Source organism: Streptomyces iakyrus (assembly GCF_000717055.1).
Taxonomy (GTDB): Bacteria; Actinomycetota; Actinomycetes; order Streptomycetales; family Streptomycetaceae; genus Streptomyces; species Streptomyces iakyrus.
This window is the reverse complement of sequence record NZ_JNXI01000016.1, coordinates 396,607-423,371: the sequence shown is the minus strand read 5'-3', so window position 1 is coordinate 423,371 and position 26,765 is coordinate 396,607. Positions and strand designations below refer to the sequence as shown.

The window sequence follows — 26,765 nt, the reverse complement described above, 5'->3', positions numbered from 1 at the left end:
GCGCCCGGGGCGCAGTGCCGTTACCCCTGATTCCGGAAGAGGGCTCACGCTCCCATGGCGAAGATCCTGAAGTTCGACGAGGACGCCCGTCGCGCCCTCGAGCGCGGCGTCAACAAGCTTGCCGACACGGTCAAGGTGACGATCGGCCCCAAGGGCCGCAACGTCGTCATCGACAAGAAGTTCGGCGCTCCCACCATCACCAACGACGGTGTGACCATCGCCCGCGAGGTCGAGGTCGAGGACCCGTACGAGAACCTCGGTGCCCAGCTGGTCAAGGAGGTGGCGACCAAGACCAACGACATCGCGGGTGACGGTACGACCACCGCGACCGTGCTCGCCCAGGCGCTCGTGCGCGAGGGCCTGAAGAACGTCGCCGCCGGTGCCTCCCCGGCCGCCCTGAAGAAGGGCATCGACGCCGCCGTCGCCGCGGTCTCCGAGGAGCTCCTCGCGACCGCCCGTCCGATCGACGAGAAGTCCGACATCGCCGCCGTCGCCGGTCTGTCCGCCCAGGACACCCAGGTCGGCGAGCTCATCGCCGAGGCGATGGACAAGGTCGGCAAGGACGGTGTCATCACCGTCGAGGAGTCCAACACCTTCGGTCTGGAGCTGGACTTCACCGAGGGCATGGCCTTCGACAAGGGCTACCTGTCGCCGTACTTCGTGACGGACCAGGAGCGCATGGAAGCCGTCCTGGACGACCCGTACATCCTCATCACGCAGGGCAAGATCTCCGCCATCGCGGACCTCCTGCCGCTGCTGGAGAAGGTCATCCAGTCCAACGCCTCCAAGCCGCTGCTGATCATCGCCGAGGACGTCGAGGGCGAGGCGCTCTCCACCCTCGTCGTGAACAAGATCCGCGGCACCTTCAACGCCGTCGCCGTGAAGGCCCCCGGTTTCGGCGACCGCCGCAAGGCGATGCTGCAGGACCTGGCGATCCTCACCGGCGCCACGGTCGTCTCCGAGGAGGTCGGCCTCAAGCTCGACCAGGTCGGCCTGGACGTGCTCGGCTCCGCCCGCCGCGTCACCGTCACCAAGGACGACACCACGGTCGTCGACGGCGCCGGCAACAAGGACGACGTGCAGGGCCGCGTCGCCCAGATCAAGGCCGAGATCGAGTCCACCGACTCCGACTGGGACCGCGAGAAGCTCCAGGAGCGCCTCGCGAAGCTGGCCGGCGGCGTGTGCGTCATCCGCGTGGGTGCCGCCACCGAGGTCGAGCTCAAGGAGCGCAAGCACCGTCTGGAGGACGCCATCTCCGCGACCCGCGCCGCGGTCGAGGAGGGCATCGTCTCCGGTGGTGGCTCCGCCCTGGTCCACGCCGTGAAGGTCCTGGAGGGCAACCTCGGCAAGACCGGCGACGAGGCCACGGGTGTCGCGGTCGTCCGCAAGGCCGCCGTCGAGCCGCTGCGCTGGATCGCCGAGAACGCCGGCCTGGAGGGCTACGTCATCACCTCCAAGGTCGCCGAGCTCGACAAGGGCCAGGGCTTCAACGCCGCCACCGGCGAGTACGGCGACCTGGTCAAGGCCGGCGTCATCGACCCGGTGAAGGTCACCCGCTCCGCCCTGGAGAACGCCGCCTCCATCGCCTCCCTCCTCCTCACGACCGAGACCCTGGTCGTCGAGAAGAAGGAAGAGGAGGAGCCGGCCGCCGCGGGCCACGGCCACGGCCACGCCCACTGAGGTCACGCCTCACGCCTGACGACGTAAGGTCGCCAGCGACCGAGTGAAGGCCCGGCACCCCGGAAACGGGGTGCCGGGCCTTCGCCGTTGCGCCCACTTCAGCAGGGAACCGGGGTGACCGTCCTGGGCCTCCTGAGTACGGGAACAGAAGGGGGTTGCGATGAGTCAGGTGCTCTACGAGGAGCGGTCCAGGAATCCGCTGGCGCGCACGGCGGAACTCACCGAGGACCGGCTGCGCAGGGGCGGCCTGACCACACCGCTGGACGAGCTGAACCTCGGTGCCATGGCCGAGGCGTATCTGCGCGGACACTGGCTCGGCGGCGGCGGTGCCGAACGCCCCCTCGCGTCGCTCGTGCAGGGCCCGGGCATCGTCCCGGTCACCCGCGTCACCGGCACGACCACGCCCCTGAAGGTGCGCAGGACCGCCGACTTCGCCCGGGCGCTCGGCGAACTCGCCGTGCGCAGGTGCGGCGGGGCGGACCAGGTGGCCGCACTCGCCGCTCGGGCCCGTGCGGAGGACGTGCCGCTGTGGATCGCACGGCGGTACGCGCCGGGGCCCGCAGGACCGGTCGCCGTCGCCGTGGACCGGCGCCTGGTGCGCGTGGACGTCTGGGGCCCGGGCGCTCCCGCGGTGCGCCTGCGGGCCCCCTACGGCTTCCGCGGCGACTCGACGGTTCCGGGCAGTGGCCTGGTCATGACCGTCGGAGACGTCGGCGCCCGGCTGATCCTGCAGAAGAAGTTCCGCAAGTCCAAGAGCAGTGTGGAGATACGCCTGCACGACCGGCGGTGGACCCTGCGCCGTGAGACCGCGGACAGCTCGTGGCTGCTGCGCGACGGCCGGGGGGTCGCGCTGCTGACCCGTCCCGGGCGGCGGCCCGCCCCGCGGCCCGGCTCGGTGCTGCTGCCGCTGGCCGACGTGCGCCACGAGAGCCCCGACCCGCTGGACGCCGTCATGGCACACGCGGTCGCCGTGTCCTTCGGCCTCGGCGACACCACGGGCCTGGCCAGGTTCCGCGCCGTGCACTCCCGCCGGAACACGGACGGCGACACCTGGGGCCACCCCTGGTTCAGCAACCTCGGCTTCGGCCGTGACGACAACGAACCCGGCGGCGGCGACGGCTGGGGCAGCGACGGCGGAGAGGGTGGAGACGGGGGCGGCGGAGACGGAAGCGGCGGAGGCGGCGGGGACGGAGGCGGCGGAGGCGGCGACTAGCCGGCCGACGGCCGGTCTTCTCCGCCGCCTCGGGGCCCCTCGTTCCTCGCCCGCCGACCGCAGAGTCAGAGCTCCGTGGGCTCCAGCGCCCCCAGCTGTTGCATCAGCCCCAGCCGGTCGTACTGCCACCAGCCCTCGGCGATCTTCCCGTCCGGCGTGCAGCGGTGCACGGTCGTCCCCGTCATGGTGACCTCCTGCCCCGTCGGCGGGATCCCGAGGAACTCGCCCGTGTGACGCCCGTGGAACGTCCACCGGGTGCACACCCGGTCGCCCTGCGCCATCTGGTCCTCGATGGTGAACGAGAAGTCGAACCCGCCCCGCCACACCTCCACCTCGCGCCGGACCGCGTCCAGCCCGATGACGTCCTGCACATTGGCGGGATCGTGGTCGTGGTAGTCCTCGATGAACACGTCGTTGAACGGCGGCGCGTCCCCCTGGCCCGGAGCGAGCTCGAAGAACCTGCGCGCGGTGGCCGCGTACAGCTGCTCGTCCCGCACCACGTCCAGGTCCGTGAAGGTCGGCGTCTCCTCGCAGAGCGCCACCATGTCCTGGAAGATCCGGTCGGTCTCCGGCAGCCCGGAGTTCCGCATCGCGTCCTCGTACGACGGGAACTCCACGATCTCCACGATGTGCGACGCGTCGGCCCGGTCCTTCGCCACCACACTGTGCGACGCGGTCCGCTTGCCCTTGGTCTGCTCGACCCACCGGTCCATCAGCCGGTTCATCTCGTCGAGCCGGCTGGTCCTGCATTCGATGAGCTGTACGAAGGTCATGGCCTCGCCTCCGGCCCCCCTGGGTCCGGCTGAACAGCTTCATTGTCCCAAGAGGCCGGCCCGGGTGCCTCCCGGTTCCGGGGTGGGGGGAACAGGAGCCGGCCCGGACCGGCCGTGTGGCCGGCCGTGGGCGCCTACTGCGGCCCGTACTTGCGGCCCGTCTTGGAGGAGACGGCCCCGAGCATCCCCCGCGGCACCAGCTTCGCCGCCCCCATCAGCGCCTTGTAGCGCGGGTCCGGAATGGACAGCGTCTTGCCGCGCGCCAGATCGTGCAGCGCCGCCGCCACCAGCTTGTCCGCGTCGAGCCACATCCAGCCTGGGATGTTGTCGGTGCCCATCCCGGCCCGGTCGTGGAACTCGGTGCGCACGAAGCCCGGGCAGAGCGCCATCAGCCGTACGCCGCTGCCGGCCAGGTCGCGCGCCGCGCCCTGGGTGAACTGCACGACCCAGGCCTTGGAGGCGCCGTAGGTGCCGCGGGGGACGAAGGCGGCCACCGAGGCGACGTTGACCACGCCGCCGCGGCCGCGTTCGCGCATGGCCTCGGTCGCCGCCGACGTCAGCCGCAGCACCGCCTCGCAGTGCACCTTCAGCATCCGCAGCTCGTCGGCCATGGAGACGTCGAGATAACGGCCCTTGTTGCCGAACCCGGCGTTGTTGATCAGCAGGTCGACGGGGTTCTTGCGGTCGCCGAGGCGTCCGGCCACCGCCTCGATCCCCTTGTCCTCGGCCAGGTCGGCCGTCAGCACCTCCGCCTCGATGCCGTGCCGGTCGTGCAGCTCGGTCGCCTGCTCCCGAAGCCGCTTGGTGTCGCGGGCCACCAGCACCAGGTTGTGCCCGTCCGCAGCCAGTCGCCGCGCGAACGCGGCCCCGATGCCTGCCGTCGATCCCGTAATCAGAGCCGTTGTCATGGCAGAAGGTTAGTGACCTGGACTGAGTGCATCCGCTTCCCCGTGGGGCCGTCCGTGGTGAAGGGTCCGTGGAGACAGGCGTGGTGAGCGGCCATCAGGCCCCGTATTTCTCCTCGTACTCCCGAGCCGTCCTCAGCAACTCCGGGTGCAGGGCCTCGCCCGCGGCCAGCAGGCGCGGCAGCAGCGTCCGCTCGGTGGTCACCGCCCGGAACTGCAGGGCCACCGTCACGTCGTGTGCGGGCCGGTGCACGATCTCGACGGCATCGCCGGCGCGGATCTCCCCGGGCACGATCACCCGCAGGTACGCGCCCGGCGCACCCCGCTGAGTGAACCGCTTGACCCAGCCCTTCTCGCCCAGGTGGCCCTGGAACGTCCGGCACGGGATCCGCCCGGAGGTGACCTCCAGCACCACCTCGGGCCCCACCCGCCAGCGCTCGCCGATCAGCGCACCGGACACGTCCAGGCCGCGGGTCGTGAGGTTCTCGCCGAACGCGCCGTCGGCCAGCGTCCGGCCCAGCTCGCGCTCCCACTCGTCCATGTCCTCACGGGCCATGGCGTACACCGCCTGGTCATCGCCGCCGTGGTGCTCCAGCTTGCACACCGCGTCCCCGGCCAGTCCGCTCCCGCCGACGCCCTTGGGCCCGGGCGCCGACACCCGCACCGGCCCGTCGACCGGCCGCTTGTCGATCCCGGTCACACCCTCGGAGTTGTCGGTGTACGGCACGGCCTCGGCGCGGCCCAGATTCACTGACAGAAGCCTCATGCCCGCACGGTAGGCGATCGGTCCCCAAAGCGTCGACGCATTATCGGCAGCGGCATCAAAGGGTGACTTATCCTCGAAGCGTGATCGAAGCTCGTCATCTCCGCGTCCTGCGCGCCGTCGCGACCACCGGCTCCTTCTCTGCCGCCGGCCGAGAGCTGGGCTGCACCCAGCCCGCCGTCAGCCAGCAGATGAAGGCCCTGGAAACCTCCGTCGGCACACCGCTGCTGATCCGCACCGGACGGGAGATGCGCCTGACCCAGGCCGGCGAGGCCCTGGTGCGGCACGCCGCCGGCATCCTCGCCGGGCTCACGGCCGCCGAGGAGGAGGTGGCCGCCATCGCCGGGCTGCGCGCGGGCCGGGTCCGGCTCGTCTCCTTCCCCAGCGGCAGCTCCACCCTGGTCCCCACGGCCCTCGCCGCGCTGCGCGAGGCGCACCCGGGCACCCGCGTCTCCCTGGAGGAGGCCGAGCCGCCCGCCTCCGTCGGACTGCTGCGCGAGGGCGACTGCGACGTGGCGCTCGCGTTCCGCTACGAGGGGGCGGCGGGCGCGGAGGAGTGGGACGACCTCGTCGTACGGCCGCTGCTGTCGGACCGGCTCGTCGCACTCGTGCCGGAGCGGCACCGGCTCGCGGGCGCGGAGTCCGTCGCCATCGGCGAGCTCACCGAGGAGCCGTGGATCGCGGGCTGCCCGCGCTGCCGCGGACAGCTGGTCGAGGTGTGCGCGGCGGCCGGCTTCACCCCGCGCATCGACTTCGCGACCGACGACTACCCGGCCGTCGTCGGCCTCGTCGGCGCCGGCCTGGGCGTGGCCGTGCTGCCCCAGCTGGCCGTCGAGTCGGTGCGGCCCCGGGGGGTGCGCACCGTCCGCCTCGAACCGGCGGTGCGCCGGGAGATCGTCGCGCTCACCCTGCCCGACCTCGCACAGGTCCCGGCCGTGGCGGCGACGCTCGATCAGCTGGCCCGGGCCGCTCGCCGCTAGCACGGCCCACGCGTTCCAAAAACCAACGGCACGCGTGCGCGTGCCCGTTCGCAGAAACGTTCCTTCAGTTGTTCGAGGCGGTGTGCCCGCCCGATGCCGACGCCGACACCAGCCGGTTGCGCGCCCGCCCCATGAGCTCTTCGCGCTCGTCCTCGGTCAGCCCGCCCCACACGCCGTACGGCTCACGCACCGCCAGGGCGTGGGCGGCGCACTCGGCGCGTACCGGGCACCTCATGCAGACCTCTTTGGCCGAGTTCTCACGAGCGCTCCTCGCCGCACCGCGCTCACCCTCCGGATGGAAGAAGAGCGAGCTGTCCACGCCGCGACAGGCAGCCAGCAGCTGCCAGTCCCACAGGTCCGCGTTCGGTCCGGGAAGGCGGGAGAAATCTGCCATTACGTGACCCCTTGTAGCCGTTCTGGGCGGATCCGGTGTCTACGACCGTACAACTACGATCTAAGGAGATGAAAATATGACTCATTGCGAATCTAGCTCCAGACACTGGCAAAGCGGAAGAAATGGGTCTGAATGGGGCATAGGTTGTGATGAAAGTTCGAGGGTCTGCTGCGCATATCTGCACCGTGTCCGCCCCCTCACGTAGAGTGCCGAAGATGGCAGCCGCCCCCGTAACTCTTTCGAGTGACCGTCGTTGAGAGTGCGAGGCGGTTGAAGGAACAAGCGCTCGGACGGACGTCCGAGACGGTCGACCGCACAGGTGACGATTTCGTACCAGCCTGGAGGCTCAAGGTGACGTGCATCAGCTGCGGAGGGCGGTCATGACATCCGTCCTCGTCTGCGACGACTCCCCGCTTGCCCGAGAGGCGCTCCGTCGTGCGGTCGCGACCGTGCCCGGCGTAGAGCGCGTGACGACGGCGGCCAACGGCGAGGAAGTCCTCCGCCGCTGGGGGGCCGACCGCTCGGACCTGATTCTGATGGACGTACGCATGCCCGGACTGGGCGGCGTCGAGACGGTCCGGCGGCTGCTGTCCGCCGACCCCGGTGCGCGCATCATCATGCTCACCGTCGCCGAGGACCTGGACGGCGTGGCCCTCGCGGTCGCCGCCGGTGCCCGCGGCTATCTGCACAAGGACGCCTCCCGCGCGGAACTGCGCGCGACGGTGACCCAGGCCCTGGCCGACCCGACCTGGCGGCTCGCCCCGCGCCGGCTGCGCTCGGCCGAGATGGGCGCGGCGCCCACGCTCACGGCGCGTGAGATCCAGGTCCTCGAAGGCATGAGCCACGGCCGCTCGAACGCCGAGATCGGCCGCGAGCTGTTCCTCTCCGAGGACACCGTCAAGACGCACGCCCGGCGCCTGTTCAAGAAGCTCGGCGCCTCGGACCGGGCCCACGCCGTGGCGCTCGGTTTCCGGTGGGGTCTGGTGCGCTAGGGCCTGTCGTTCGGATCACGCCCGTCCTGCGGACCGGGCCGGTTACGACGCGCGGCCTCCGGTCCCGGCCGGAGGGCGGGGGCACCCGGATGCCCCCGCGCGAGCCGCAACCGCGTGGACCGGAGCCGGCGGCCGGCGACAGCGCCGTCAGGGATCTGCCCCGGCCCGGGCTCGGTCGAGAGCCCGGGAGGGCGCAGGCGAGGACCCGCCTCCCCGGGGTGATGCGAACGGCAGGCCCCAGCGGGCCTGGTGAGGGCACGGAAAGCCAGGTGGGCGCGGGTGGACCGGGGGTTCGCCGGGTGCCCGCTGCTCGTTTCGCCGCGGATGCCGCATCCTTGAGGGTGTGGAGTTCCTCGGGGACGAGTCGGTCGAGCGGAAGGGGAGGGCGCAGGGGATGAGTGCCGGCGCACCTGCTCATAACGCTTCGGTGCACAACAACGGGAGCGGTGCCGCGGAGCTGGCGGCCGCAAGGCACCATGGACCGATGCGCGACGACGAGGCGGCCCATGCCCAGGGCGCGATCGGTGCGCTCGTCCACCGCGCCGTCGACGGGGACGAGCAGGCGACGCACGACCTGCTCGCCCATGTCCACCCCTTGGCCCTGCGCTACTGCCGCACCCGTCTGTCCCGTCTCCCGGGCGACGCGCGGCACTTCGTGGAGGACCTCGCGCAGGAGGTCTGCGTGGCGGTGCTCCTCGCACTGCCCCGCTACCGGGACACCGGCCGCCCCTTCGAGGCGTTCGTCTTCGCCATCGCCGCGCACAAGGTCGCCGACCTCCAGCGCGCGGCGATGCGTCACCCCGGCTCGACGGCCGTCCCCTCCGACGAGATGCCCGAGCGCCCGGACGACTCCCTCGGCCCGGAGGAGCGCGCCCTGCTCAGCAGCGACGCGGAATGGGCCAAGAAACTCCTGGCCAACCTCCCCGAGAACCAGCGGGAGCTGCTGCTGCTGCGGATCGCGGTGGGGCTGACGGCCGAGGAGACCGGCCAGATGTTGGGAATGTCACCCGGGGCGGTCCGGGTGGCGCAGCACAGGGCGCTGAGCCGGCTGCGGGCGCTGGCCGAGCAGTAGCCCTGCTTGAAGAACCCCTCAGTTGAACAGGCGGTGCGCCGCTTCCGTACGAACATACGAAGCCCGGAGCCAGGCGGAACCGTGGAATGAGACAGCCCCGCTTCCCGTTAGCATGGACATCCGCACCGATCAAGGCCATTTGGGGAAGGTGTCATGACTGCCAACGTCGACGGAGTGCCCGGTAAATTCGCGACACTCGGGCTGACCTACGACGACGTGCTGCTGCTGCCGGGTGCATCCGAAGTGCTCCCCAACGCGGTCGACACCTCGTCCCGCATCTCCCGCAACGTCCGGGTCAACATCCCGCTGCTCTCCGCGGCGATGGACAAGGTGACCGAGTCCCGCATGGCGATCGCGATGGCCCGCCAGGGCGGCGTCGGCGTGCTGCACCGCAACCTGTCCATCGAGGACCAGGTCAACCAGGTCGACCTGGTGAAGCGCTCCGAGTCCGGCATGGTCACCGACCCGATCACGGTGCACCCCGACGCGACGCTGGCCGAGGCCGACGCCCTGTGCGCCAAGTTCCGCATCAGCGGCGTCCCGGTCACCGACGGCAACAAGAAGCTGCTCGGCATCGTCACCAACCGCGACATGGCCTTCGAGACCGACCGCACCCGCCAGGTGCGCGAGGTCATGACGCCGATGCCCCTGGTCACCGGCAAGGTCGGCATCTCCGGCGCCGACGCCATGGAGCTGCTGCGCCGCCACAAGATCGAGAAGCTGCCGCTGGTCGACGACGCGGGCATCCTCAAGGGCCTCATCACGGTCAAGGACTTCGTCAAGGCCGAGCAGTACCCCAACGCGGCGAAGGACTCCGAAGGCCGGCTGCTCGTCGGTGCGGCCGTGGGCGCAAGCCCCGAGGCGCTGGAGCGCGCCCAGGCGCTCGCCGGCGCCGGTGTGGACTTCCTGGTCGTCGACACCTCGCACGGCCACAACAGCAACGCCCTCAGCTGGATGGCGAAGATCAAGTCGAGCGTCGGCGTCGACGTGATCGGCGGCAACGTCGCCACGCGTGACGGCGCCCAGGCGCTGATCGACGCCGGTGTCGACGGCATCAAGGTGGGCGTGGGCCCCGGCTCGATCTGCACCACCCGCGTGGTCGCCGGCATCGGTGTCCCGCAGGTCACGGCCATCTACGAGGCGTCCCTCGCGGCCCGTCCGGCGGGCATCCCGCTGATCGGCGACGGCGGCCTGCAGTACTCCGGCGACATCGGCAAGGCCCTGGCCGCCGGCGCCGACACCGTGATGCTGGGCAGCCTCCTCGCCGGCTGTGAGGAGTCTCCGGGCGAGCTGCAGTTCATCAACGGCAAGCAGTTCAAGTCGTACCGCGGCATGGGCTCGCTCGGCGCGATGCAGTCCCGCGGCCAGGCCAAGTCGTACTCCAAGGACCGCTACTTCCAGGCCGAGGTCGGCTCCGACGACAAGCTCGTGCCCGAGGGCATCGAGGGCCAGGTGCCCTACCGCGGCCCGCTGGCCAACGTCCTGCACCAGCTCGTCGGCGGCCTGCGCCAGACCATGGGCTACGTTGGCGCCGCCTCCATCAACGAGATGGAGACCAAAGGCCGCTTCGTCCGGATCACGTCGGCCGGCCTCAAGGAGAGCCACCCGCACGACATCCAGATGACGGTGGAAGCGCCGAACTACAGCCGCAGCAAGTAGCGGCCGGCCTCCCAGGGCGGCTCCGGAGCATCCGGGGCCGCCCTCGCCGTGCCCGTCGGCGATACTGGAAGACGCTGCAACGCATCAGGGAAAGGCCACAGACGTGACTGAGATCGAGATCGGGCGCGGCAAGCGCGGCCGCCGGGCGTACGCCTTCGACGACATCGCCGTCGTCCCCAGCCGCCGTACCCGGGACCCGAAGGAGGTCTCGATCGCCTGGCAGATCGACGCCTACCGCTTCGAGCTGCCCTTCCTGGCCGCACCCATGGACTCGGTCGTCTCCCCGGCCACCGCGATCCGCATCGGCGAGCTCGGCGGCCTCGGCGTGCTGAACCTCGAGGGCCTGTGGACGCGCTACGAGGACCCGCAGCCGCTGCTCGACGAGATCACCGGCCTGGACGCGGAGACCGCGACCCGCCGTCTGCAGGAGATCTACGCGGCTCCCATCAAGGAGGAGCTGATCGGGCAGCGCATCAAGGAGGTGCGCGACTCCGGCGTCGTCACCGCCGCCGCGCTCTCCCCGCAGCGCACCGCCCAGTTCTCCAAGGCCGTCGTGGACGCGGGCGTCGACATCTTCGTCATCCGCGGTACGACGGTCTCCGCCGAGCACGTCTCCGGCGCGCACGAGCCGCTCAACCTGAAGCAGTTCATCTACGAGCTGGACGTCCCGGTGATCGTCGGCGGCTGCGCCACGTACACGGCGGCCCTGCACCTGATGCGCACCGGTGCGGCCGGTGTGCTGGTCGGCTTCGGCGGCGGCGCCGCGCACACCACGCGCAACGTGCTCGGCATCCAGGTCCCCATGGCGACGGCGGTCGCCGACGTGGCCGCGGCGCGCCGTGACTACATGGACGAGTCGGGCGGCCGGTACGTGCACGTGATCGCGGACGGCGGTGTCGGCTGGTCCGGAGACCTTCCCAAGGCGATCGCCTGCGGCGCTGACTCGGTGATGATGGGCTCCCCGCTGGCCCGCGCGACCGACGGCCCGGGCAAGGGCCACCACTGGGGCATGGAGGCCGTGAACGAGGAGCTGCCGCGCGGCAAGAAGGTCGCCCTGGGCACGGTCGGCACCCTGGAGGAGATCCTCACGGGCCCGTCCCACACCCCCGACGGCTCGATGAATCTCTTCGGCGCCCTGCGCCGCGCCATGTCCACGACCGGCTACAGCGAGCTCAAGGAGTTCCAGCGGGTCGAGGTGACGGTGGCGGACTCGCAGCACCGGCGGTAGTCCGCTCAGCTTGAGAAGGGCCTGGTCACTCGGGGGAGTGGCTGGGCCCTTTCGCATGCCCAAGTGGCTGTGACGGGGCGCGTGTTGGCGTTGGGGGGCGCACGGGTGCCTTCGGGCCGTTCTGACCCGTGGAGGGCGGTTTCGAGGGGCTAGTGTCCGTGATCGGCGCCCCGGTTCTTCTGGGTGCCCCCTTCCAAGGACACGGTCCGGACCCCGCCCTCGGGGCCCGGCCCGATGCCGACGTGCCGTCTACCGGGTCAATGGGCGGCGTCGTGGCAGGGGGCGCCCATGGGACGTCACCGCAAGCCCACCCGCTGGGACCGACTCCGTCTTCGGACGGTGCAGTGCCGGAGGAGGTGGATCTTGCGACTTTTCGGATGGTGAGCGGCCGCCCCCAGAAGAAGTAGGGGCGGACACTCCGTGATCCATCCAGGAGCCTGCCGCAGTAGCCCCTGCGGTGGGCTCCACCTTGTTTCGGATGGTGAGCGGCCGCCCCCAGAAGACATAGGGGCGGACACTCCGTGATCCATCCAGGAGCCTGCCGCACCGCTGCGGTGGGCTCCGCCTGTGTCCGTAAGGTACCCGCGCGCCGTGCCGCATGCCACCAGTCGCATGGCTCACGCACCCCGCGCGCCCCCTTTCACAACCGATGCGCCGCCCCCGTGGGCGCCGCCCCGCGCGTGTCGAGCAACAGCTGCGCCTTCACCGACAGGCCCTGGAGGTCGTACGTGCGGTGCTGCTGGAGCAGGATGGTCAGGTCCGCGTCGGCTGCCGCCTCGTAGAGGGAGTCAGCGCGCGGGACCGGGTGGTCGTGCACGCTCCAGGACGGGACGTACGGGTCGTGGTAGCTGACCGCCGCGCCCAGCTCCCTCAGGCGCAGCGCGATCTCGCGGGCCGGGGTGCCCTGGAGGTCTGCGAGATCGGGCTTGTAGGTGACGCCGAGGAGGAGCACGCGGGCGCCCCGGGCCGACTTGCCGTGTTCGTTGAGGAGCGTGGCGGCGCGCTGGATCACGTAGCCCGGCATGCGGTCGTTGACCTGCCGGGCCAGTTCCACCATGCGCAGTCCGCGGCCGCCGGGGGCGGTCATGTCCTGGGGGACGGAGTGGCCGCCCATGCCGGGGCCCGGGCGGAAGGCCTGGAAGCCGAAGGGCTTGGTCTCCGCGCAGCGGATGACGTCCCAGAGGTCGACGCCCAGGTCGTTGCAGAGGACGGCCATCTCGTTGACGAGGGCGATGTTCACGTGCCGGTAGTTGGTCTCCAGCAGCTGCACGGTCTCCGCCTCGCGGAGTCCACGCGCGCGTACGACCTTGTCCGTCAGCCGTCCGTGGAACGCGGCCGCCGACTCGGTGCAGGCCGGGGTGAGGCCGCCGATGACCTTGGGGGTGGTGGCGGGCGTGACGTCGCGGTTGCCCGGGTCGACGCGGCTGGGGGAGTACGCGAGGTGGAAATCGCGCCCGGCGCGCAGACCGGAGCCCTCCTCCAGTAGCGGACGCAGGAATTCCTCCGTCGTCCCCGGGTACACGGGTGACTCCAGGATCACTGTGGTGTGCGGGCGCAGATGGGCGGCCAGGGTGCGGGCGGCCGCCTCCAGCTGGCTCAGGTCGAGCCCGCCGTCCGCGCCCCGCGGGGTCGGCGCGCAGATGACCGCGGTGCGCACCCGGCCGAGCTCGGCCGGGTCGGTGGTCGGCCGGAAGCCCCCCGAGAGCATCCGGCGCAGTTCGGCGGGGCTGAGCGATCCCGCCTCGGGTCCGGTCCGGTAGCCGATGGTGGGGATGCCGGCGGCGACGGCGGCCTGGGCCAGGGGCAGGCCGTACGGGCCGAGTCCGATGACGGCGAGGTCTGCGGGCATGGCGGCCGTCCTTCCCGATAGCCGAAGTGGGACAGGTGCGCAAGCCCTGTGGACAGGACGGGCGAGCGCAATGTCAGACTAGGAGTAAATATGACCGATATGCGGGATTATCCGGCCGAGTTTCGGTGAGTGTTCCGTGAGCGTTGTCCACAGGCCGCGGGCCCGTGGTGGCTGAAGTCGGGCAACCCGGTCAGAATCTGGGCAGGGGGATACGGACGGGGCCTCGCCCGACGGGTGCGGCCGGCGCGACCGATGAGCGGGAGGCAGCGGTGAGGACAGCGACACTCGGACCGGCGCAGCGCGCCGAGTCACTCGCATCTATGGCCGAGCGCGAGCTGGACGTGCTGGTGGTGGGTGCAGGCGTGGTCGGTGCGGGCACCGCGCTCGACGCCGTGACGCGGGGCTTGTCCACCGGCCTGGTCGAGGCGCGTGACTGGGCGTCCGGCACCTCCAGCCGGTCCAGCAAACTCATCCACGGCGGCCTGCGTTATCTGGAAATGCTCGACTTCGCACTGGTCCGCGAGGCCCTGAAGGAACGCGGCCTGCTGCTGGAGCGGCTCGCCCCGCACCTGGTGAAGCCCGTGCCGTTCCTGTACCCGTTGCAGCACAAGGGCTGGGAGCGGTTCTACGCCGGGTCGGGCGTCGCCATGTACGACGCCATGTCCATGGCGCGCGGGCACGGCCGGGGCCTGCCGATGCACCGTCACCTGACGCGCTCTCACGCCCTGCGCGTGGCCCCCTGCTTGAAGAAGGACGCCCTGGTCGGGGCGTTGCAGTACTACGACGCCCAGATGGACGACGCCCGGTACGTGACGAACCTGGTGCGCACGGCGGTGGCGTACGGCGCGAAGGCGGCCAACCGTGCCCGCGTGACGGGTTTCCTGCGCGAGGGCGAGCGGGTCGTCGGCGCGCGGGTGCAGGACGTCGAAGGGGGCGGCGAGTACGAGATCCGCGCCAAGCAGGTCGTCAACGCCACCGGCGTGTGGACGGACGACACCCAGGCCATGGTCGGCGAGCGCGGCCAGTTCCACGTCCGGGCGTCCAAGGGCATCCACCTGGTCGTGCCGCGCGACCGGATCCACTCCACGACCGGCCTGATCCTGCGCACGGAGAAGTCGGTGCTGTTCGTCATCCCCTGGGGCCGGCACTGGATCGTCGGCACCACGGACACCGACTGGGACCTCGACAAGGCCCACCCCGCCGCCTCCAGCGCGGACATCGACTACCTGCTGGAGCACGTGAACTCGGTGCTCTCGGTGCCGCTCACGAGGGACGACGTCCAGGGCGTGTACGCGGGCCTGCGACCGCTGCTCGCCGGCGAGTCGGACGCCACCAGCAAGCTGTCGCGCGAGCACACCGTGGCGCATCCGGTGCCCGGTCTTGTCGTCGTGGCGGGCGGCAAGTACACGACGTACCGGGTCATGGCCAAGGACGCGGTCGACGCGGCGGTGCACGGGCTCGACATGCGCGTCGCCGAGTGCGTCACCGAGGACGTGCCGCTGCTGGGCGCCGAGGGCTACCGGGCGCTGTGGAACGCACGGGCGCGGATCGCCGCCCGGACCGGACTTCACGTGGTGCGGGTCGAGCACCTGCTGAACCGCTACGGGACGATGACCGAGGAGCTCCTCGCGCTCATCGCTGAGGACCCGTCGCTGGGCGAGCCCCTGGCGGCGGCCGACGACTATCTGCGCGCCGAGATCGTGTACGCGGCCTCCCACGAGGGGGCGCGACACCTGGACGACGTACTGACCCGGCGGACGCGCATCTCGATCGAGACCTTCGACCGGGGTGCCCGCAGCGCCCGCGACGCCGCCGAGCTGATGGCACCCGTGCTGGGCTGGGACAAGGACCAGATCGAGCGCGAGGTCGAGCATTACCAGAAGCGGGTGGAGGCCGAGCGGGAGTCGCAGCGGCAGCCCGACGACCTGACGGCGGACGCGGCGCGGCTGGGGGCGCCGGACATCGTGCCGTTGTGATCCCGCCGGGCCCATGGTCGGGGCAGGGCCGTCGGTCGCGGCAGGGCCGTTGCCTGCCGGGCCGTCCCGGGCCGGGCTGTCCCGAACTCACCCGAACGAGTGTCGGGAAACGGGATCTCCGTTCGGAACTGGGTCGTTCTACGAGGTGCGGGGGCAGAACTCGGCAGTGAGTAAGGCCGGTTCGAGACCGGGATCCGCGATCGCGTCCGTGTTCACGCGGAAGGTGAGGACACGCCGGCCGTCGACGGTGGCTGCGGTGCGCACGTAGCTGCCGGATATGTGCCCGTTGTGCCCCCACACCGTCGTGCCGCACGGAAGTTTCTCGGGAAGCAGTCCCATGCCGTACGCGCCGTGTGCGGCACGGGTGTCGAGCATCTCGCGCAGCCAGTGCGGGGGCAGCAGCCGGCCGCCGAGCAGGGCCCCGTAGAAGCGGTCGAGGTCGGCCAGTGTGGTCACCAGCTCACCCGCGGCTCCGGCCACCCGCGGGTCGAGTTCGGTGACGTCGGTTCCGTCGGCGGCGTAGGCGCGGCCGTGCGGAGAGGGCAGCGAGGAGCGGGATCCGGGGAAGGAGGTGCCCGTCAGACGCAGCGGGGTGATGATGCGGCGCTCGGCTTCGGTGGCGTACGAGTGGCCGGTGGTCTGCTGGATGACCATGCCCAGCAGGACGTAGTTGGTGTTCGAGTAGGCGAAGCGGCCGCGTTCGGCCGGAGGGTGGGTGAGGGCGATGTTCAGGGCCTGACGGGGTGTGACGGGCGCGGTCCCGTCGGTGTCCGTGGTGAAGTCGTGAAGTCCGCTGGTGTGGGTGAGCAGGGAGCGCAGGGTCAGCGCGCGGCCGTCGTTGCCCGCTCCTCGCACCAGACCCGGCAGGTGCTGCTCCACCGTGTCGGACAGCGACAGCCGGTGCTCGGCGGCCAGTTGCAGCACGACCGTCGCGATGAACGTCTTCGTGATGCTTCCGGCGCGGAAATGGTCGGACCGGGCGATGCCCGGCCCGGTGCCGGCATAGCGGGTCGTGGTGCCCTCCCGGGCCAGCAGGGCGGCGGCCGGGGCCCTGCCCTGGGTCACCAGCAGAGGCAGCACCGCGTCGGTGGGCGGCATCGAGAGGGCGGAGGAGTCCGCCGGCGGCAGACAGAACAGGGCGGCGGCCACCGGCAGCGCCGGCAATGTCCGAAACGGCGGCATGCGGGCTCCTCCCTGATCAGGGCCCATCATGCAAGGCCGCGCGGGGCGGGCCGCACCCGGGTTGCCGGGGGGGGGCGGGCCCACCGGTGCCCGCCGGGGGGCCCCTGGGCGCCGGGCACTTGTCGGGTGAGAGACAATGGAGGCTCTGTCAGGGCGGGTTGTATGAGGGGACGCATGTCGGAGGCGGAGCGGGCGGGCACATCTCGTCAGGACACTCGTCAGGACAACAGGGAGCGTCTCCTCGCGGGGCGTTACCGGCTGGGCAAGGTGCTCGGCCGGGGAGGCATGGGCACGGTGTGGCGGGCCCAGGACGAGACCCTCGGGCGGACGGTCGCCGTCAAGGAGCTGCGGTTCCCGTCGAACATCGACGAGGAGGAGAAGCGGCGGCTGATCACGCGGACGCTGCGCGAGGCCAAGGCGATCGCGCGGATCCGCAACAACAGCGCCGTGACGGTCTTCGACGTCGTCCAGGAGGACGACCGGCCCTGGATCGTCATGGAGCTCGTCGAGGGCAAGTCGCTCGCCGAGGTCATCCGGGAGGACGGCCTCCTCGAACCGAAGCGCGCCGCCGAGGTCGGGCTCGCCGTCCTCGACGTGCTGCGTTCCGCCCACCGCGAGGGCATCCTGCACCGTGACGTGAAGCCGTCGAACGTGCTGATCGCCGAGGACGGCCGGGTCGTGCTCACCGACTTCGGCATCGCCCAGGTCGAGGGCGACCCGTCCATCACCTCGACCGGCATGCTCGTCGGCGCGCCCTCCTACATCTCCCCGGAGCGGGCGCGCGGGCACAAGCCGGGCCCGGCGGCCGACCTGTGGTCGCTCGGCGGGCTGCTGTACGCGGCGGTGGAGGGCGCGCCGCCGTACGACAAGGGCTCGGCCATAGCGACTCTCACGGCCGTGATGACCGAGCCCCTGGAGGAGCCGAAGAACGCGGGTCCGCTGAAGGACGTCATCCACGGGCTGCTCACGAAGGACCCCGCACAGCGGCTGGACGACGCGGGCGCCCGGGCGATGCTGAACTCGGTCCTGCGCGCGCCCGAGACGGCCGAGCCGGAGCCGTTGGACGCGACGAAGATCGTGCCGTTGCCGGCGCAGCCGGACAGGTCCTCGGGCAAGGGCGGTTCGTCCGGCTCCGGGAGCAAGCGGGGCGAGGAGGCCGGGGAGCGGCTGCGCGGGGCGCTGCGTTCCGTGCGCAAGGCCGCCTCGGGGACGGCTGCCGCGGGATCGGCCGCCAGTGCCACGTCAGGAAGCAAGTCCGGGCCCGCCAAGGGTTCTTCACCGGCGGCGGGCACGGCCTCCGCGGAGTCGGACAGCGGTGCGGGCCGGGGCGGGGCCGCGGGTGCGTCCGTGGCGCGGTCGGGCTCGGCGGCCGCAGGTGCAGGTGCAGGTGCAGGTGCAGGTGCCGGTGCCGGTGAGCGGAGTGGGCCGGAGACGAAGACGGCGTCCGGGGGGCGGAGTTCGGGCTGGCCCGTCATGCCGCCGCCGGACCTGCCGCCGCGGCCCGTGCCCCGGGCGCCGCTCACCGACGTGGTGCCGCGACGGACCCTGATGATCATCGCGGTGGTCGTGGCGCTCGCCGTGATCGGCACCGTGCTCGCGATCGCGCTCAGCGGCGACGGCAAGGACGCGGACGGTGCCTCCGGTAAGAGCGGCGGGAAAACCGTCGCGACGGCGTCGAGCAGCGGCGACACCAAGGGCGACAAGGCCGACGGCGCGCGCACGGACGGCGGGGAGACCCAGTCCGCTCCGTCCGGGCCCGCCTCGGACAGCACGCCGAGCGGCGGGGCGAACGGGTCCTCGGGCGAGGACGGCACCGGCGGCGGGAAGGGCACCGAGGCGGAGTCGACTCACCAGGGCGACCAGGGGTACTCGATCGGTCTGCCGAAGGGGTGGAAGTACCAGTCCACGGGCGCCGCGGGCGACCGCTTCACCGGGCCCGACGGGCAGAAGCTGCTCATCGCCTGGACATCCACGCCCAAGGGCGACCCGGTGGCGGACTGGAAGAACCAGGAACGCTTCATGGTGCGCGCGCAGTACCAGAAGATCCGCATAGAGAAGGTGGACTACCGCGGCTGGAACACGGCCGACTGGGAGTTCACCTACACGGACGGCGGCACCAAGTACCGGACGATCGACCGGGGTTTCGTGGTCGACGACCGGCAGGGGTACGCGCTGATGTACACGGCGAAGGCGGCCGGCTGGGACGACGCGTCCCGCAAGGAGACCTGGCGGACGCTGACGAAGACCTTCGAACCCAAGTCCTGAGCATGAGGCGCCCCGGGTTTGGGGAGTGAGATCTGGCATCCCCGCATTGCGGGTTGCCTGCGGCACGTATCGTAAATGTTTGCGGACCGTGCGCAGCCGAAACGGACCGCGGGGCGAACGGATGTGACCGAACGGGCTGCCGGGGGAGGCAACGTGGACGACTACGCGGGCCGGGTGCTCGCCGACCGCTACCGCCTGCCGCTGCCGCCGTCCGACGAGTACGAACTCACCGAGACCCGGGCCTTCGACACCTACAGCGGGCAGGAAGTCCTGGTCCGTCAGGTGCCGTTGCCCGAGGTGGTCGAGGCCGAGGTCCTCGACGCGGAGGGGCTGCCCGACGGTTTCACCGCGCGTGACGGTGGTGCGCGGCGTTCCGGCGCCCGCGCGGGCACCCGGCGGCCCACGGACCCGGTGGTGCGGCGCGCGGTCGAGGCCGCGCAGGCCGCGGCGGCGATCCCCGACCACCCCCGGCTCGACCAGGTCTTCGACGTGTTCGCCGAGGGCGGTTCGCTGTGGATCGTCAGCGAACTGGTCGCCGCGCGCCCGCTGGCGGCGCTGCTGGCCGAGAAGCCGCTGACGCCCTACCGGGCGGCCGAGGTGGCCTCCGACGTCCTGATGGCCCTTCGGGTGCTGCACGCGCACGGCTGGGTGCACCGGAACATCACCGCGCGGACGGTGCTCGTCTGCGACGACGGCCGGGTGATGCTGACCGGGCTGGCGGTGGGCGCGGCGGAAGAGGCCCTGTGCGGGTACGACCCGGTGCCGGAACCGCCCTTCGAGGAGTCCGGGAAGCAGCCGGGGCACGAGGGCGGCGCAGAACGGGGCAACGGCGCAGGCGGTCCGGGGGGACCCGGGCCGGCCGGTGGCATCGGTGGCGCGGGTGACCCCGAGGCCGCGCGGCGGGCCGCCATAGAGGCCCGGGAGGCCAGGGGACTGCCCTCGGCAGGGGGCGAGACCACGGGCGGCGGCCCGGTCGTACCGGCGCGCGGAGCGGTGGAGGAGAGCGGGGACCCCAGGGCGGCGCGTGCCGGGGCGATCGCGGCCTACCGGGCCGGTGCCCGGGCCGCCGCCCGGGTGCAGGAGGCGCAGCAGGGCGGGCGGGCGGCCCTGCCCGGAGCCCGCCCCGCACGGGACGGCGGGACCGCGCCCTACGGCAACGGGCCGGCGCACTCCCCGTACATCCCCGGGCAGGGCACCGCCCCCGGTGCCGTACCGCCAGGGCGGATCGCGGACCCCTACGGCGTGGGCGGACATCCACGGACCACGGCATGGCACGGAGCCACGCCCCGCGGCACCACCGGCGGGACGCCGGTGCCGCAGAGCCGGGAGCAGGCGGCGCTCCCCCCGGCCCCCGACCCCGCGGCCCACGGCGAGCCCACCCGCTGGGACGACCTGGTGGCCGACACCCCCGCCCCCCGGCGCGGTCCGGCCACGGCGCTGGCCGCCGAGCGGGCGCGGCAGGCGCGGATGGCCGTGGTCGGGCCCGTCACGGAACGCTGGGCGCCGGAGCAGGCCGGGCCGGTGCACGAGAACTGGCAGCTGGCCGCGCCGATCGGTCCCGCGACCGACCTCTGGGCACTCGGCGCCCTGCTCTTCAGGGCCGTGCAGGGGCACGCGCCCTACCCGGAGGAGTCCACGGCCGAGCTGGTGCAGATGGTGTGCGCGGAACCGCCCGCGTACGCCGAGGAGTGCGGGCCGCTGCGGCCGGTGGTGGAGTCGCTGCTGCGGCAGGACCCCACCGAGCGCCTCGACTTCGAGGAGGTACGCGGCTGGCTGCGCTCGCTGGTGCGCTCGGCGCCCGAGCCCGAGGCCGGGGTGCACGTCGTCCCGGCGCCGCCCGTGGACGCCCGCCGGCTGCCCGTCGTGCGGCGCCGGGGCGAGCTCGTGCGCAGGCGGAAGGCCGGGCTGCCCGCACATCACGGGCGGCACAAACGGGCCCGCAAGGAGTCCGGTTCGCCGCACCGCCTCGGCCGCACCCTGCTGGTGCTGGTCCTGCTCGCGATGGCCGCGGCGATCGCCTACGCCATGCTCTTCATGCCCAAGTCGGGGACCGACGGCTCGGACGGCGCCGACCGTACCGGTGCCGCCGGTGAGGTGAGCCGGGCGCCCGAGCCGGACGCCAGCAGCGAGCCCCGGCCCGACCAGACCTCTCCCGAGCCGGAGAAGAGCCCCACGTCGTCGGCCGGCACCACCGAGACGCAGACCACCGGCCCGGACGTCGCCGACGGTTTCACCCTGCGCAAGGACGCGGCGGGCTTCCAGGTCGCCGTCGCCAAGGGCTGGGACCGCACCCCGCGCAGCGGCAGCGGCCAGGTCGTCTACTCCAAGGGCGACTTCGAGCTCATCGTGGTGGCGGGCCGGGACAGCGCGTCGCAGTACGGCGACGACCCCATGGCCTACCAGCGGGAGCGGGAGCGCGAGCTACAGCCGTACCGCGACTCCAGCTGGGCCACCTCCACCGGGCTGAAGACGATCGAGGTGGGCGGACGGACCATGGCCGAGGGCCAGTTCACCTGGACCGGCGGCGACGGCGGCGAACTGTACGTCCGCAACCTCGCGATGCTGGTCGACGGGCGTTACCACGTGGTCCAGGTGCGCGGCCCGGAGTCCGAACGGGACGAGGTGACGCGGCTGTACGAGCAGGCGGCCGCCACGTACAAGGTCACGGGGTGAGCGAGCGGCGCGCCGCCTGTACGCCGCGGTTCACCCTCTGGTTGCCTCCCGTCCCGGGAATCGACAACCGTCACAGTGCGGTCACCGTGGGACCCCGCTTGTTCCCAGGGTGAGGGCGGTTACTTACGCTGACCCTGTCAAGACCATTGCGGGGCAACGTGAATCAGATGCAGGGCCTGCTCGTCGCGGGCCGCTACCGGCTGGCCGAATCCATCGGCAGTGGCGGCATGGGCCGGGTCTGGCGCGCACATGACGAGGTGCTGCACCGGTCGGTCGCCATCAAGGAGCTGACGGCCGCCCTCTACGTCTCCGAGAGCGAGCAGGCGATCCTGCTGGCCCGTACCCGGGCGGAAGCCAGGGCCGCCGCACGGATCAACCACTCCGCGGTCGTCACGGTGCACGACGTACTGGAGCACGACGGCCGCCCGTGGATCGTGATGGAGCTGGTCGAGGGCCGCTCCCTGGCCGACGCGGTCAAGGAGGAGGGGCGCATCGAGCCGCGCGAGGCCGCCCGCATCGGCCTCTGGGTGCTGCGGGCCCTGCGTGCCGCGCACACCGCCGGGGTCCTGCACCGCGACATCAAGCCGGGCAACGTCCTCCTCGCCCGGGACGGACGCGTGCTGCTCACGGACTTCGGCATCGCGCAGATCGAGGGCGACACGACCATCACGCGCACCGGAGAGGTCGTCGGCTCGGTCGACTACCTGGCGCCCGAGCGGGTGCGCGGCCACGACCCGGGCCCGTCCTCCGACCTGTGGGCGCTCGGCGCGACGCTCTACACGGCGGTGGAGGGCCGGTCGCCGTTCCGCCGCACGACACCCCTGACCACTATGCAGGCCGTGGTCGAGGAGGAGGCCGCCGAGCTCCGGCACGCCGGCCCGCTCGCGCCGGTCATCACCGCCCTGCTGCGCAAGGACCCGGGCACCCGGCCCAACGCGTCCGAGGCCGAGCAGATGCTCGCCGAGGCCGCGGAGGGGCGGCGGCCGAACGGGGCGCAGGCGTATGTGCCGACGCAGTACGGCGGGGCGACGCCGTACCGGGACCACCACAGCGGAACGGGCACGGGGGCGGCCGCCGCCGGCACGTCCGGCACCGGCCCGGTCGGCACCGGATCGGGTTCACACACCGGGACACCGCTTCCACCGCTGGCCGGCACCGCGGCCACCGGGACACCCACGGCCGGTACTCCGCCGTACGGCCCCACCGGCTCCACCACGATCGGCCCGGCGTCGACGGGCCCGCAGCCGACCGGGCCGGGCCGGCGCCGCCGGCTGCGCACCCTCGCCCTGGTGGTCGCTTTGGCGGCCATCATCGGCGGAGGCACGGCCGTAGTGCTCCAGCAGTGGAACGGGCCGTCGCAGGGCGACGGATCCGGATCGACGACGTCCACGAGCACGCAGGCGCCTGGAGGATCCGTTCCGGACAGCTGGATCCGCTACGACGACCCCGTGGGGTTCAGCCTCTATCTGCCGAAGGGCTGGAAACGCAAGCCGTTCGGCCCGCAGGGCGCGCTCAAACAGATCGACTACTCCCCGGACGGCGGCAGGCACTTCGTCCGCATCGCCGTCGACACGTCCCCGGACTTCGCCGACCCCTACGCGCACCAGCTCGACCTGGAGCAGGAGCTTCAGCGACTGGTCGACTACAAGCGCGTCACGCTGGAGCGCAACGTCTACCGTGACCGGAAGGGCGGCCGGTGGGAGTACACCTGGACCGCCCAGCCCAAGGACATCAAGTTCCCCGGCCCGCGCCGGGCCGTCGAGGAGACGTACATCGCCCGCGACGGCACCGAGTACGCGCTCTACATGTCGGCCCCGGCCGCGGACTGGGCGACGGCGCGCAGGCAGTTCACCTTGCTGCTCCAGGGCTGGCAGGAGAAGACCTCCTGAGACAGGGGCACTTCTGACGAGGGGCTGTCTGTTTCGGCCACCGGCAGCTCACCGTCCCGGAGTGGTTCCGTCCGTTGGGGCATGATTGCCGCATGGGGACCGAGGGGCACAACAGACGTGTCATCGCGGGCCGTTACCGGCTCGAGGAGAGACTCGGACGCGGTGGCATGAGTGTGGTCTGGCGGGCGACCGACCGGTTGCTCGGCCGGAGCGTGGCCGTCAAGGAACTCCCCTACGACGAGACGCTCTCCGCGGCGCAGGCCCGCCGCCGGCGGGACCGTACGCTGCGGGAGGCCCGGGCCCTCGCCCAGCTGAGCCACCCGCACATCATCGTCGTCCACGACGTCGTCGAGGACGACGAACGCCCCTACATCGTCATGGAGTTGATCGAGGGCGGCTCGCTCGCCGACCGGCTCGCCCAGCGGGGTCCCGTCGACGCCGCCGAAGCGGCCCGCATCGGCATCGCCCTGCTCGGTGCGCTGGGCGCCGCGCACGCGGCCGGGGTGCTGCACCGCGACCTCAAGCCGGACAACGTGCTGCTGGAGACGGGCACCGACCGGGTCGTCCTCACCGACTTCGGCATCGCCCAGGTCGCGGGCACCCCCACTCTCACCGAGAACGGGTCCTTCGTCGGCTCGCCCGAGTACACCGCGCCAGAGCGGATGTCCGGGGCGAGGACCGGGCCCGAGTCCGACCTGTGGTCGCTGGGCGCGCTGCTGTGCGCGGCCCTCAGCGGCGAGTCGCCGTTCCACCGCGACTCGCTGGGCGGCATCCTGCACGCGGTCGTCGTGGGCGATATCCAGCCGCCCGCGCAGGTCGGGCCGCTCCTGCCCGTCGTACGCGGTCTGCTGGAGCGCGATCCGGACCGGCGGCTGGACGCGGAGCGGGCGGAGCGGATGCTCCGGGCCTTCCGCGACACGGGCCGCACGCCCATGTCGCCGCCGCCCGCCTACGCGCCGACGGTGGGGAACGTGCCGCGCCGCAGGCCGCTGAGTCTGGCCGTCCGGCAACCGTCCGCGGCGCCGGTCGAAGGGTCCGGTCCGGGCCGGCCGGAGGAACCCTTCCTCCGGCAGCCCGCCCGGCGCGTGCTCATCGCGGCGCTGCTGGTCGCGGCGATGGCGGGAGCAGGGGTGTCCGCGGCGGCCCTGCTCGCGGGGGAGGGCGACGGGGACGGCGGCCGTACGTCGACGAGTTCCGCACCGACGCCGCAGGAGACCCCGGATACCCCAGATACCCCGGATACCCCGGATACCCCGGATACGCCGCAGACACCGAAGGCGCCGAAGACCCGGCCGGCCTCCCCTAGCGCGCCCGCGCCCACCCCGTGAGGGCGTCCGCCCCCACCCTGTGACGGCGGTCGAGCCCCACCCTGTGACGGCGGTCGAGCCCCACCCTGTGACGGCGGTCGAGCCCCGCACCGTGACGGCGCGGTCGCACCCCCCCCCGTGACGGCGCGCGCCCCGCACTGCGACAAAGAGGGCGATAAGCCCCCTTCGACGTCACGGGTCGGTGACCGGCTCGCGTCCTTTGTGGATCCGCGGGCGGTTGGCGCGATATGGATGAACCATGAGCAGCAACGGGGGAGCCCGATCCGGGGCCGACGAGCCGACGAGTTTTGTTCTGCAACCGCCGAACCAGCAGGCGCCGGTACCCGGCAATCCCTATGCCACGCCGGCCGCGTCACCCACCCGGGTCGTGCCGTCCCAGTCGGCCCAGGCGTCCGAAGACTCCGGTTCGGGGCGCCTCATCGCCGGGCGTTACCGGCTGCTGGCCAAGCTCGGGCACGGCGGCATGGGCACGGTGTGGCGGGCCAAGGACGAGACGGTGGACCGGGAGGTCGCCGTCAAGGAACCCCGCGTCCCGGAGCATCTTCCCGAACGCGAACGCGCCAACGCCTTCGAGCGAATGCGCCGCGAAGCCCGGGCGGCGGCCCGGCTCGACCACCCGGCGGTCGTCGACGTGCACGACGTCGCGGTCGTGGAGGACCAGCCCTGGATCGTGATGGAGCTGGTGCGGGGCCGCTCGCTGGGCGACGTGCTCCAGGAGGGCACCCTGTCCGCGCGGGAGGCCGCCCGGGTCGGCCTGGAGGTGCTCGGCGCGCTGGAGGCAGCGCACGCGGCGGGGATCCTGCACCGTGATGTGAAACCGGACAACGTGCTGCTCGGCCGCTACGACCGGGTCGTCCTCACGGACTTCGGCATCGCCCAGATCGAGGGCGAGACCAATCTGACCGACACGGGCGGGTTCGTCGGCTCGCCCGAGTACATCGCGCCCGAGCGCGTCCTGGGGCAGCGCCCGGGCCCGGCCAGCGACCTGTGGTCCCTCGGCGTGGTGCTGTACGCGGCGACGGAGGGCGTCTCCCCGTTCCGCCGCAGCAACACCCCGGCCACGCTCCAGTCCGTTCTCAACGCCACGCCCGCGCCCCCGGCCTCCGCTCCGGGCCCGCTCGCCCAGGCCATCAACGGCCTGCTGGACAAGGACCCGGCCCGCCGCCCGAACGCCGCGCAGGTACGGGCCCTGCTGGAGGCGGCCGCGACCCCGCCCGCCGCCCGGCCCACCCAGGCGGTGCGGATGACAGGCCAGGGCGGTGGCGTACGGCTCGGCCGCAAGGCCTGGATCGGATTGGGCGCCGCGGCCGTCGCGGCGGCGGTGACGGCGTACCTGGTGATCGCTGACCCGTTCGCCGGGCCGCTGCCCGAGGGCTGGGAGATGAGGCAGGAGAAGGACCTCGCCGCGTCGCTCGCCGTCCCCGCCGGGTACGAGCGGACCGTGCCCGACCGGAAGTCCGACCAGGGCCACTGGGTCACGTACAGCGACCGGAGCGGCAGCGTCTGGATCAACCTGCGCCTGGAGAAGAAGGCCGAGGACACCGGCGGCAACATCGCGGGCTCCGCGGCCGCCGAGATGTACGACGACGACACCCGGTTCAAGGAGAGCGGCAGCTACGAGCTGGACATGGACGAGGGGCCGAAGAAGACGGACCCCAGGACGGCCACGTACCGGGATAAGAAGGCCGCCCGGAACACCGTCCCTTTCACGACCGACGACAGCGAGAACCCACGTCCCCGGGAATGCCAGATCTTCTACTACCGGACCCCCGGCGGCGACATGTACAAGCTCACCGTCAGCTACCCGGACAAGAGCGACTTCACCGCCCGCGGGCGCGAGGTGGCGAGCGCGGCGATCGCGAATCTGGACATCGGCAAGACCTGATTCCGCCCCTCCAACTCGCATCGGAACGACCCGCGTCGACAAGGACGCGCCCCGCGGGG

Annotated in this window: 19 protein-coding genes; 13 read left to right on the top strand and 6 right to left on the bottom strand. The window is 72.2% G+C overall.

Going from position 1 to position 26,765, the window contains the following annotated elements:
* Positions 1-54 precede the first annotated feature (54 nt).
* The gene (gene groL / locus OO68_RS26515) at positions 55-1,680 is read left to right on the top strand and encodes a chaperonin GroEL (protein ID WP_031109586.1); all 1,626 of its coding nucleotides are present in this window, start codon (positions 55-57) and stop codon (positions 1,678-1,680) included.
* A gap of 160 nt (positions 1,681-1,840) precedes the next feature.
* The gene (locus OO68_RS46930; RefSeq protein ID WP_033311563.1) at positions 1,841-2,893 is read left to right on the top strand and encodes a hypothetical protein; all 1,053 of its coding nucleotides are present in this window, start codon (positions 1,841-1,843) and stop codon (positions 2,891-2,893) included.
* A 65-nt stretch (positions 2,894-2,958) separates the two neighbouring features.
* Here OO68_RS46930 and OO68_RS26505 read toward each other — a convergent pair whose 3' ends face one another.
* The 3 genes from OO68_RS26505 to OO68_RS26495 form a co-directional block, all read right to left on the bottom strand.
* A complete protein-coding gene (locus OO68_RS26505; protein ID WP_033311561.1) occupies positions 2,959-3,666 on the bottom strand; it encodes an ester cyclase in 708 nt (235 codons plus the stop codon).
* 134 nt (positions 3,667-3,800) lie between these two features.
* The gene (locus OO68_RS26500) at positions 3,801-4,574 is read right to left on the bottom strand and encodes an SDR family NAD(P)-dependent oxidoreductase (RefSeq protein WP_033311560.1); all 774 of its coding nucleotides are present in this window, start codon (positions 4,572-4,574) and stop codon (positions 3,801-3,803) included.
* Positions 4,575-4,668: 94 nt separating this feature from the next.
* On the bottom strand, positions 4,669-5,337 hold the full coding sequence (locus OO68_RS26495; protein WP_033311559.1) for an MOSC domain-containing protein: 669 nt from the start codon (positions 5,335-5,337) through the stop codon (positions 4,669-4,671).
* Positions 5,338-5,417: 80 nt separating this feature from the next.
* Here OO68_RS26495 and OO68_RS26490 point away from each other — a divergent pair, with 80 nt between their 5' ends.
* On the top strand, positions 5,418-6,314 hold the full coding sequence (locus tag OO68_RS26490) for a LysR family transcriptional regulator (RefSeq protein ID WP_033311558.1): 897 nt from the start codon (positions 5,418-5,420) through the stop codon (positions 6,312-6,314).
* A gap of 64 nt (positions 6,315-6,378) precedes the next feature.
* Here OO68_RS26490 and OO68_RS26485 read toward each other — a convergent pair whose 3' ends face one another.
* Complete coding sequence (locus tag OO68_RS26485; RefSeq protein ID WP_004927066.1) at positions 6,379-6,708, bottom strand: WhiB family transcriptional regulator; 330 nt, start codon at positions 6,706-6,708, stop codon at positions 6,379-6,381.
* Between the two features lie 380 nt (positions 6,709-7,088).
* Here OO68_RS26485 and OO68_RS26480 point away from each other — a divergent pair, with 380 nt between their 5' ends.
* The 4 genes from OO68_RS26480 to OO68_RS26465 all read left to right on the top strand — a co-directional run bounded on the left by OO68_RS26480 (position 7,089) and on the right by OO68_RS26465 (position 11,659).
* On the top strand, positions 7,089-7,700 hold the full coding sequence (locus OO68_RS26480) for a response regulator transcription factor (protein WP_003948568.1): 612 nt from the start codon (positions 7,089-7,091) through the stop codon (positions 7,698-7,700).
* A 484-nt stretch (positions 7,701-8,184) separates the two neighbouring features.
* Positions 8,185-8,772, top strand: a complete 588-nt coding sequence (locus OO68_RS26475) for a sigma-70 family RNA polymerase sigma factor (protein WP_033311556.1) — start codon at positions 8,185-8,187, stop codon at positions 8,770-8,772.
* Between the two features lie 153 nt (positions 8,773-8,925).
* Positions 8,926-10,431 (top strand): IMP dehydrogenase, encoded by a 1,506-nt coding sequence (gene guaB / locus OO68_RS26470; protein WP_033311554.1) that lies wholly within the window; start codon positions 8,926-8,928, stop codon positions 10,429-10,431.
* Positions 10,432-10,534: 103 nt separating this feature from the next.
* Positions 10,535-11,659: a GuaB3 family IMP dehydrogenase-related protein gene (locus OO68_RS26465; protein ID WP_033311552.1), complete on the top strand. Its 1,125-nt coding sequence runs from the start codon at positions 10,535-10,537 to the stop codon at positions 11,657-11,659.
* A gap of 640 nt (positions 11,660-12,299) precedes the next feature.
* On the opposite strand, the gene OO68_RS26460 is transcribed toward OO68_RS26465, so the two are convergent.
* Positions 12,300-13,508, bottom strand: coding sequence for a nucleotide sugar dehydrogenase (locus OO68_RS26460; RefSeq protein ID WP_033311550.1), 1,209 nt, complete (start codon positions 13,506-13,508; stop codon positions 12,300-12,302).
* Positions 13,509-13,777: 269 nt separating this feature from the next.
* Between OO68_RS26460 and OO68_RS26455 the strand changes: the two genes are divergently transcribed.
* Positions 13,778-15,484 (top strand): glycerol-3-phosphate dehydrogenase/oxidase, encoded by a 1,707-nt coding sequence (locus OO68_RS26455; protein ID WP_033311548.1) that lies wholly within the window; start codon positions 13,778-13,780, stop codon positions 15,482-15,484.
* 138 nt (positions 15,485-15,622) lie between these two features.
* On the opposite strand, the gene OO68_RS26450 is transcribed toward OO68_RS26455, so the two are convergent.
* Positions 15,623-16,666 carry a serine hydrolase domain-containing protein gene (locus OO68_RS26450; protein ID WP_033311546.1) on the bottom strand — a complete coding sequence of 348 codons (1,044 nt, stop codon included), beginning with the start codon at positions 16,664-16,666 and terminating at the stop codon, positions 15,623-15,625.
* 174 nt (positions 16,667-16,840) lie between these two features.
* Between OO68_RS26450 and OO68_RS26445 the strand changes: the two genes are divergently transcribed.
* From OO68_RS26445 to OO68_RS26425, 5 genes are all read left to right on the top strand, one after another.
* Positions 16,841-18,931 (top strand): serine/threonine-protein kinase, encoded by a 2,091-nt coding sequence (locus OO68_RS26445; RefSeq protein ID WP_033311544.1) that lies wholly within the window; start codon positions 16,841-16,843, stop codon positions 18,929-18,931.
* A 153-nt stretch (positions 18,932-19,084) separates the two neighbouring features.
* Complete coding sequence (locus OO68_RS26440; protein ID WP_063739338.1) at positions 19,085-21,604, top strand: serine/threonine kinase C-terminal domain-containing protein; 2,520 nt, start codon at positions 19,085-19,087, stop codon at positions 21,602-21,604.
* Positions 21,605-21,771: 167 nt separating this feature from the next.
* Entirely contained in the window at positions 21,772-23,493 is a 1,722-nt protein-coding gene (locus tag OO68_RS26435; protein WP_033311540.1) for a serine/threonine-protein kinase, read from the top strand.
* Positions 23,494-23,660: 167 nt separating this feature from the next.
* Entirely contained in the window at positions 23,661-24,821 is a 1,161-nt protein-coding gene (locus OO68_RS26430; RefSeq protein ID WP_245237149.1) for a serine/threonine-protein kinase, read from the top strand.
* Positions 24,822-25,059: 238 nt separating this feature from the next.
* Entirely contained in the window at positions 25,060-26,706 is a 1,647-nt protein-coding gene (locus OO68_RS26425) for a serine/threonine-protein kinase (RefSeq protein ID WP_033311537.1), read from the top strand.
* The last annotated feature ends 59 nt before the right edge of the window (positions 26,707-26,765 follow it).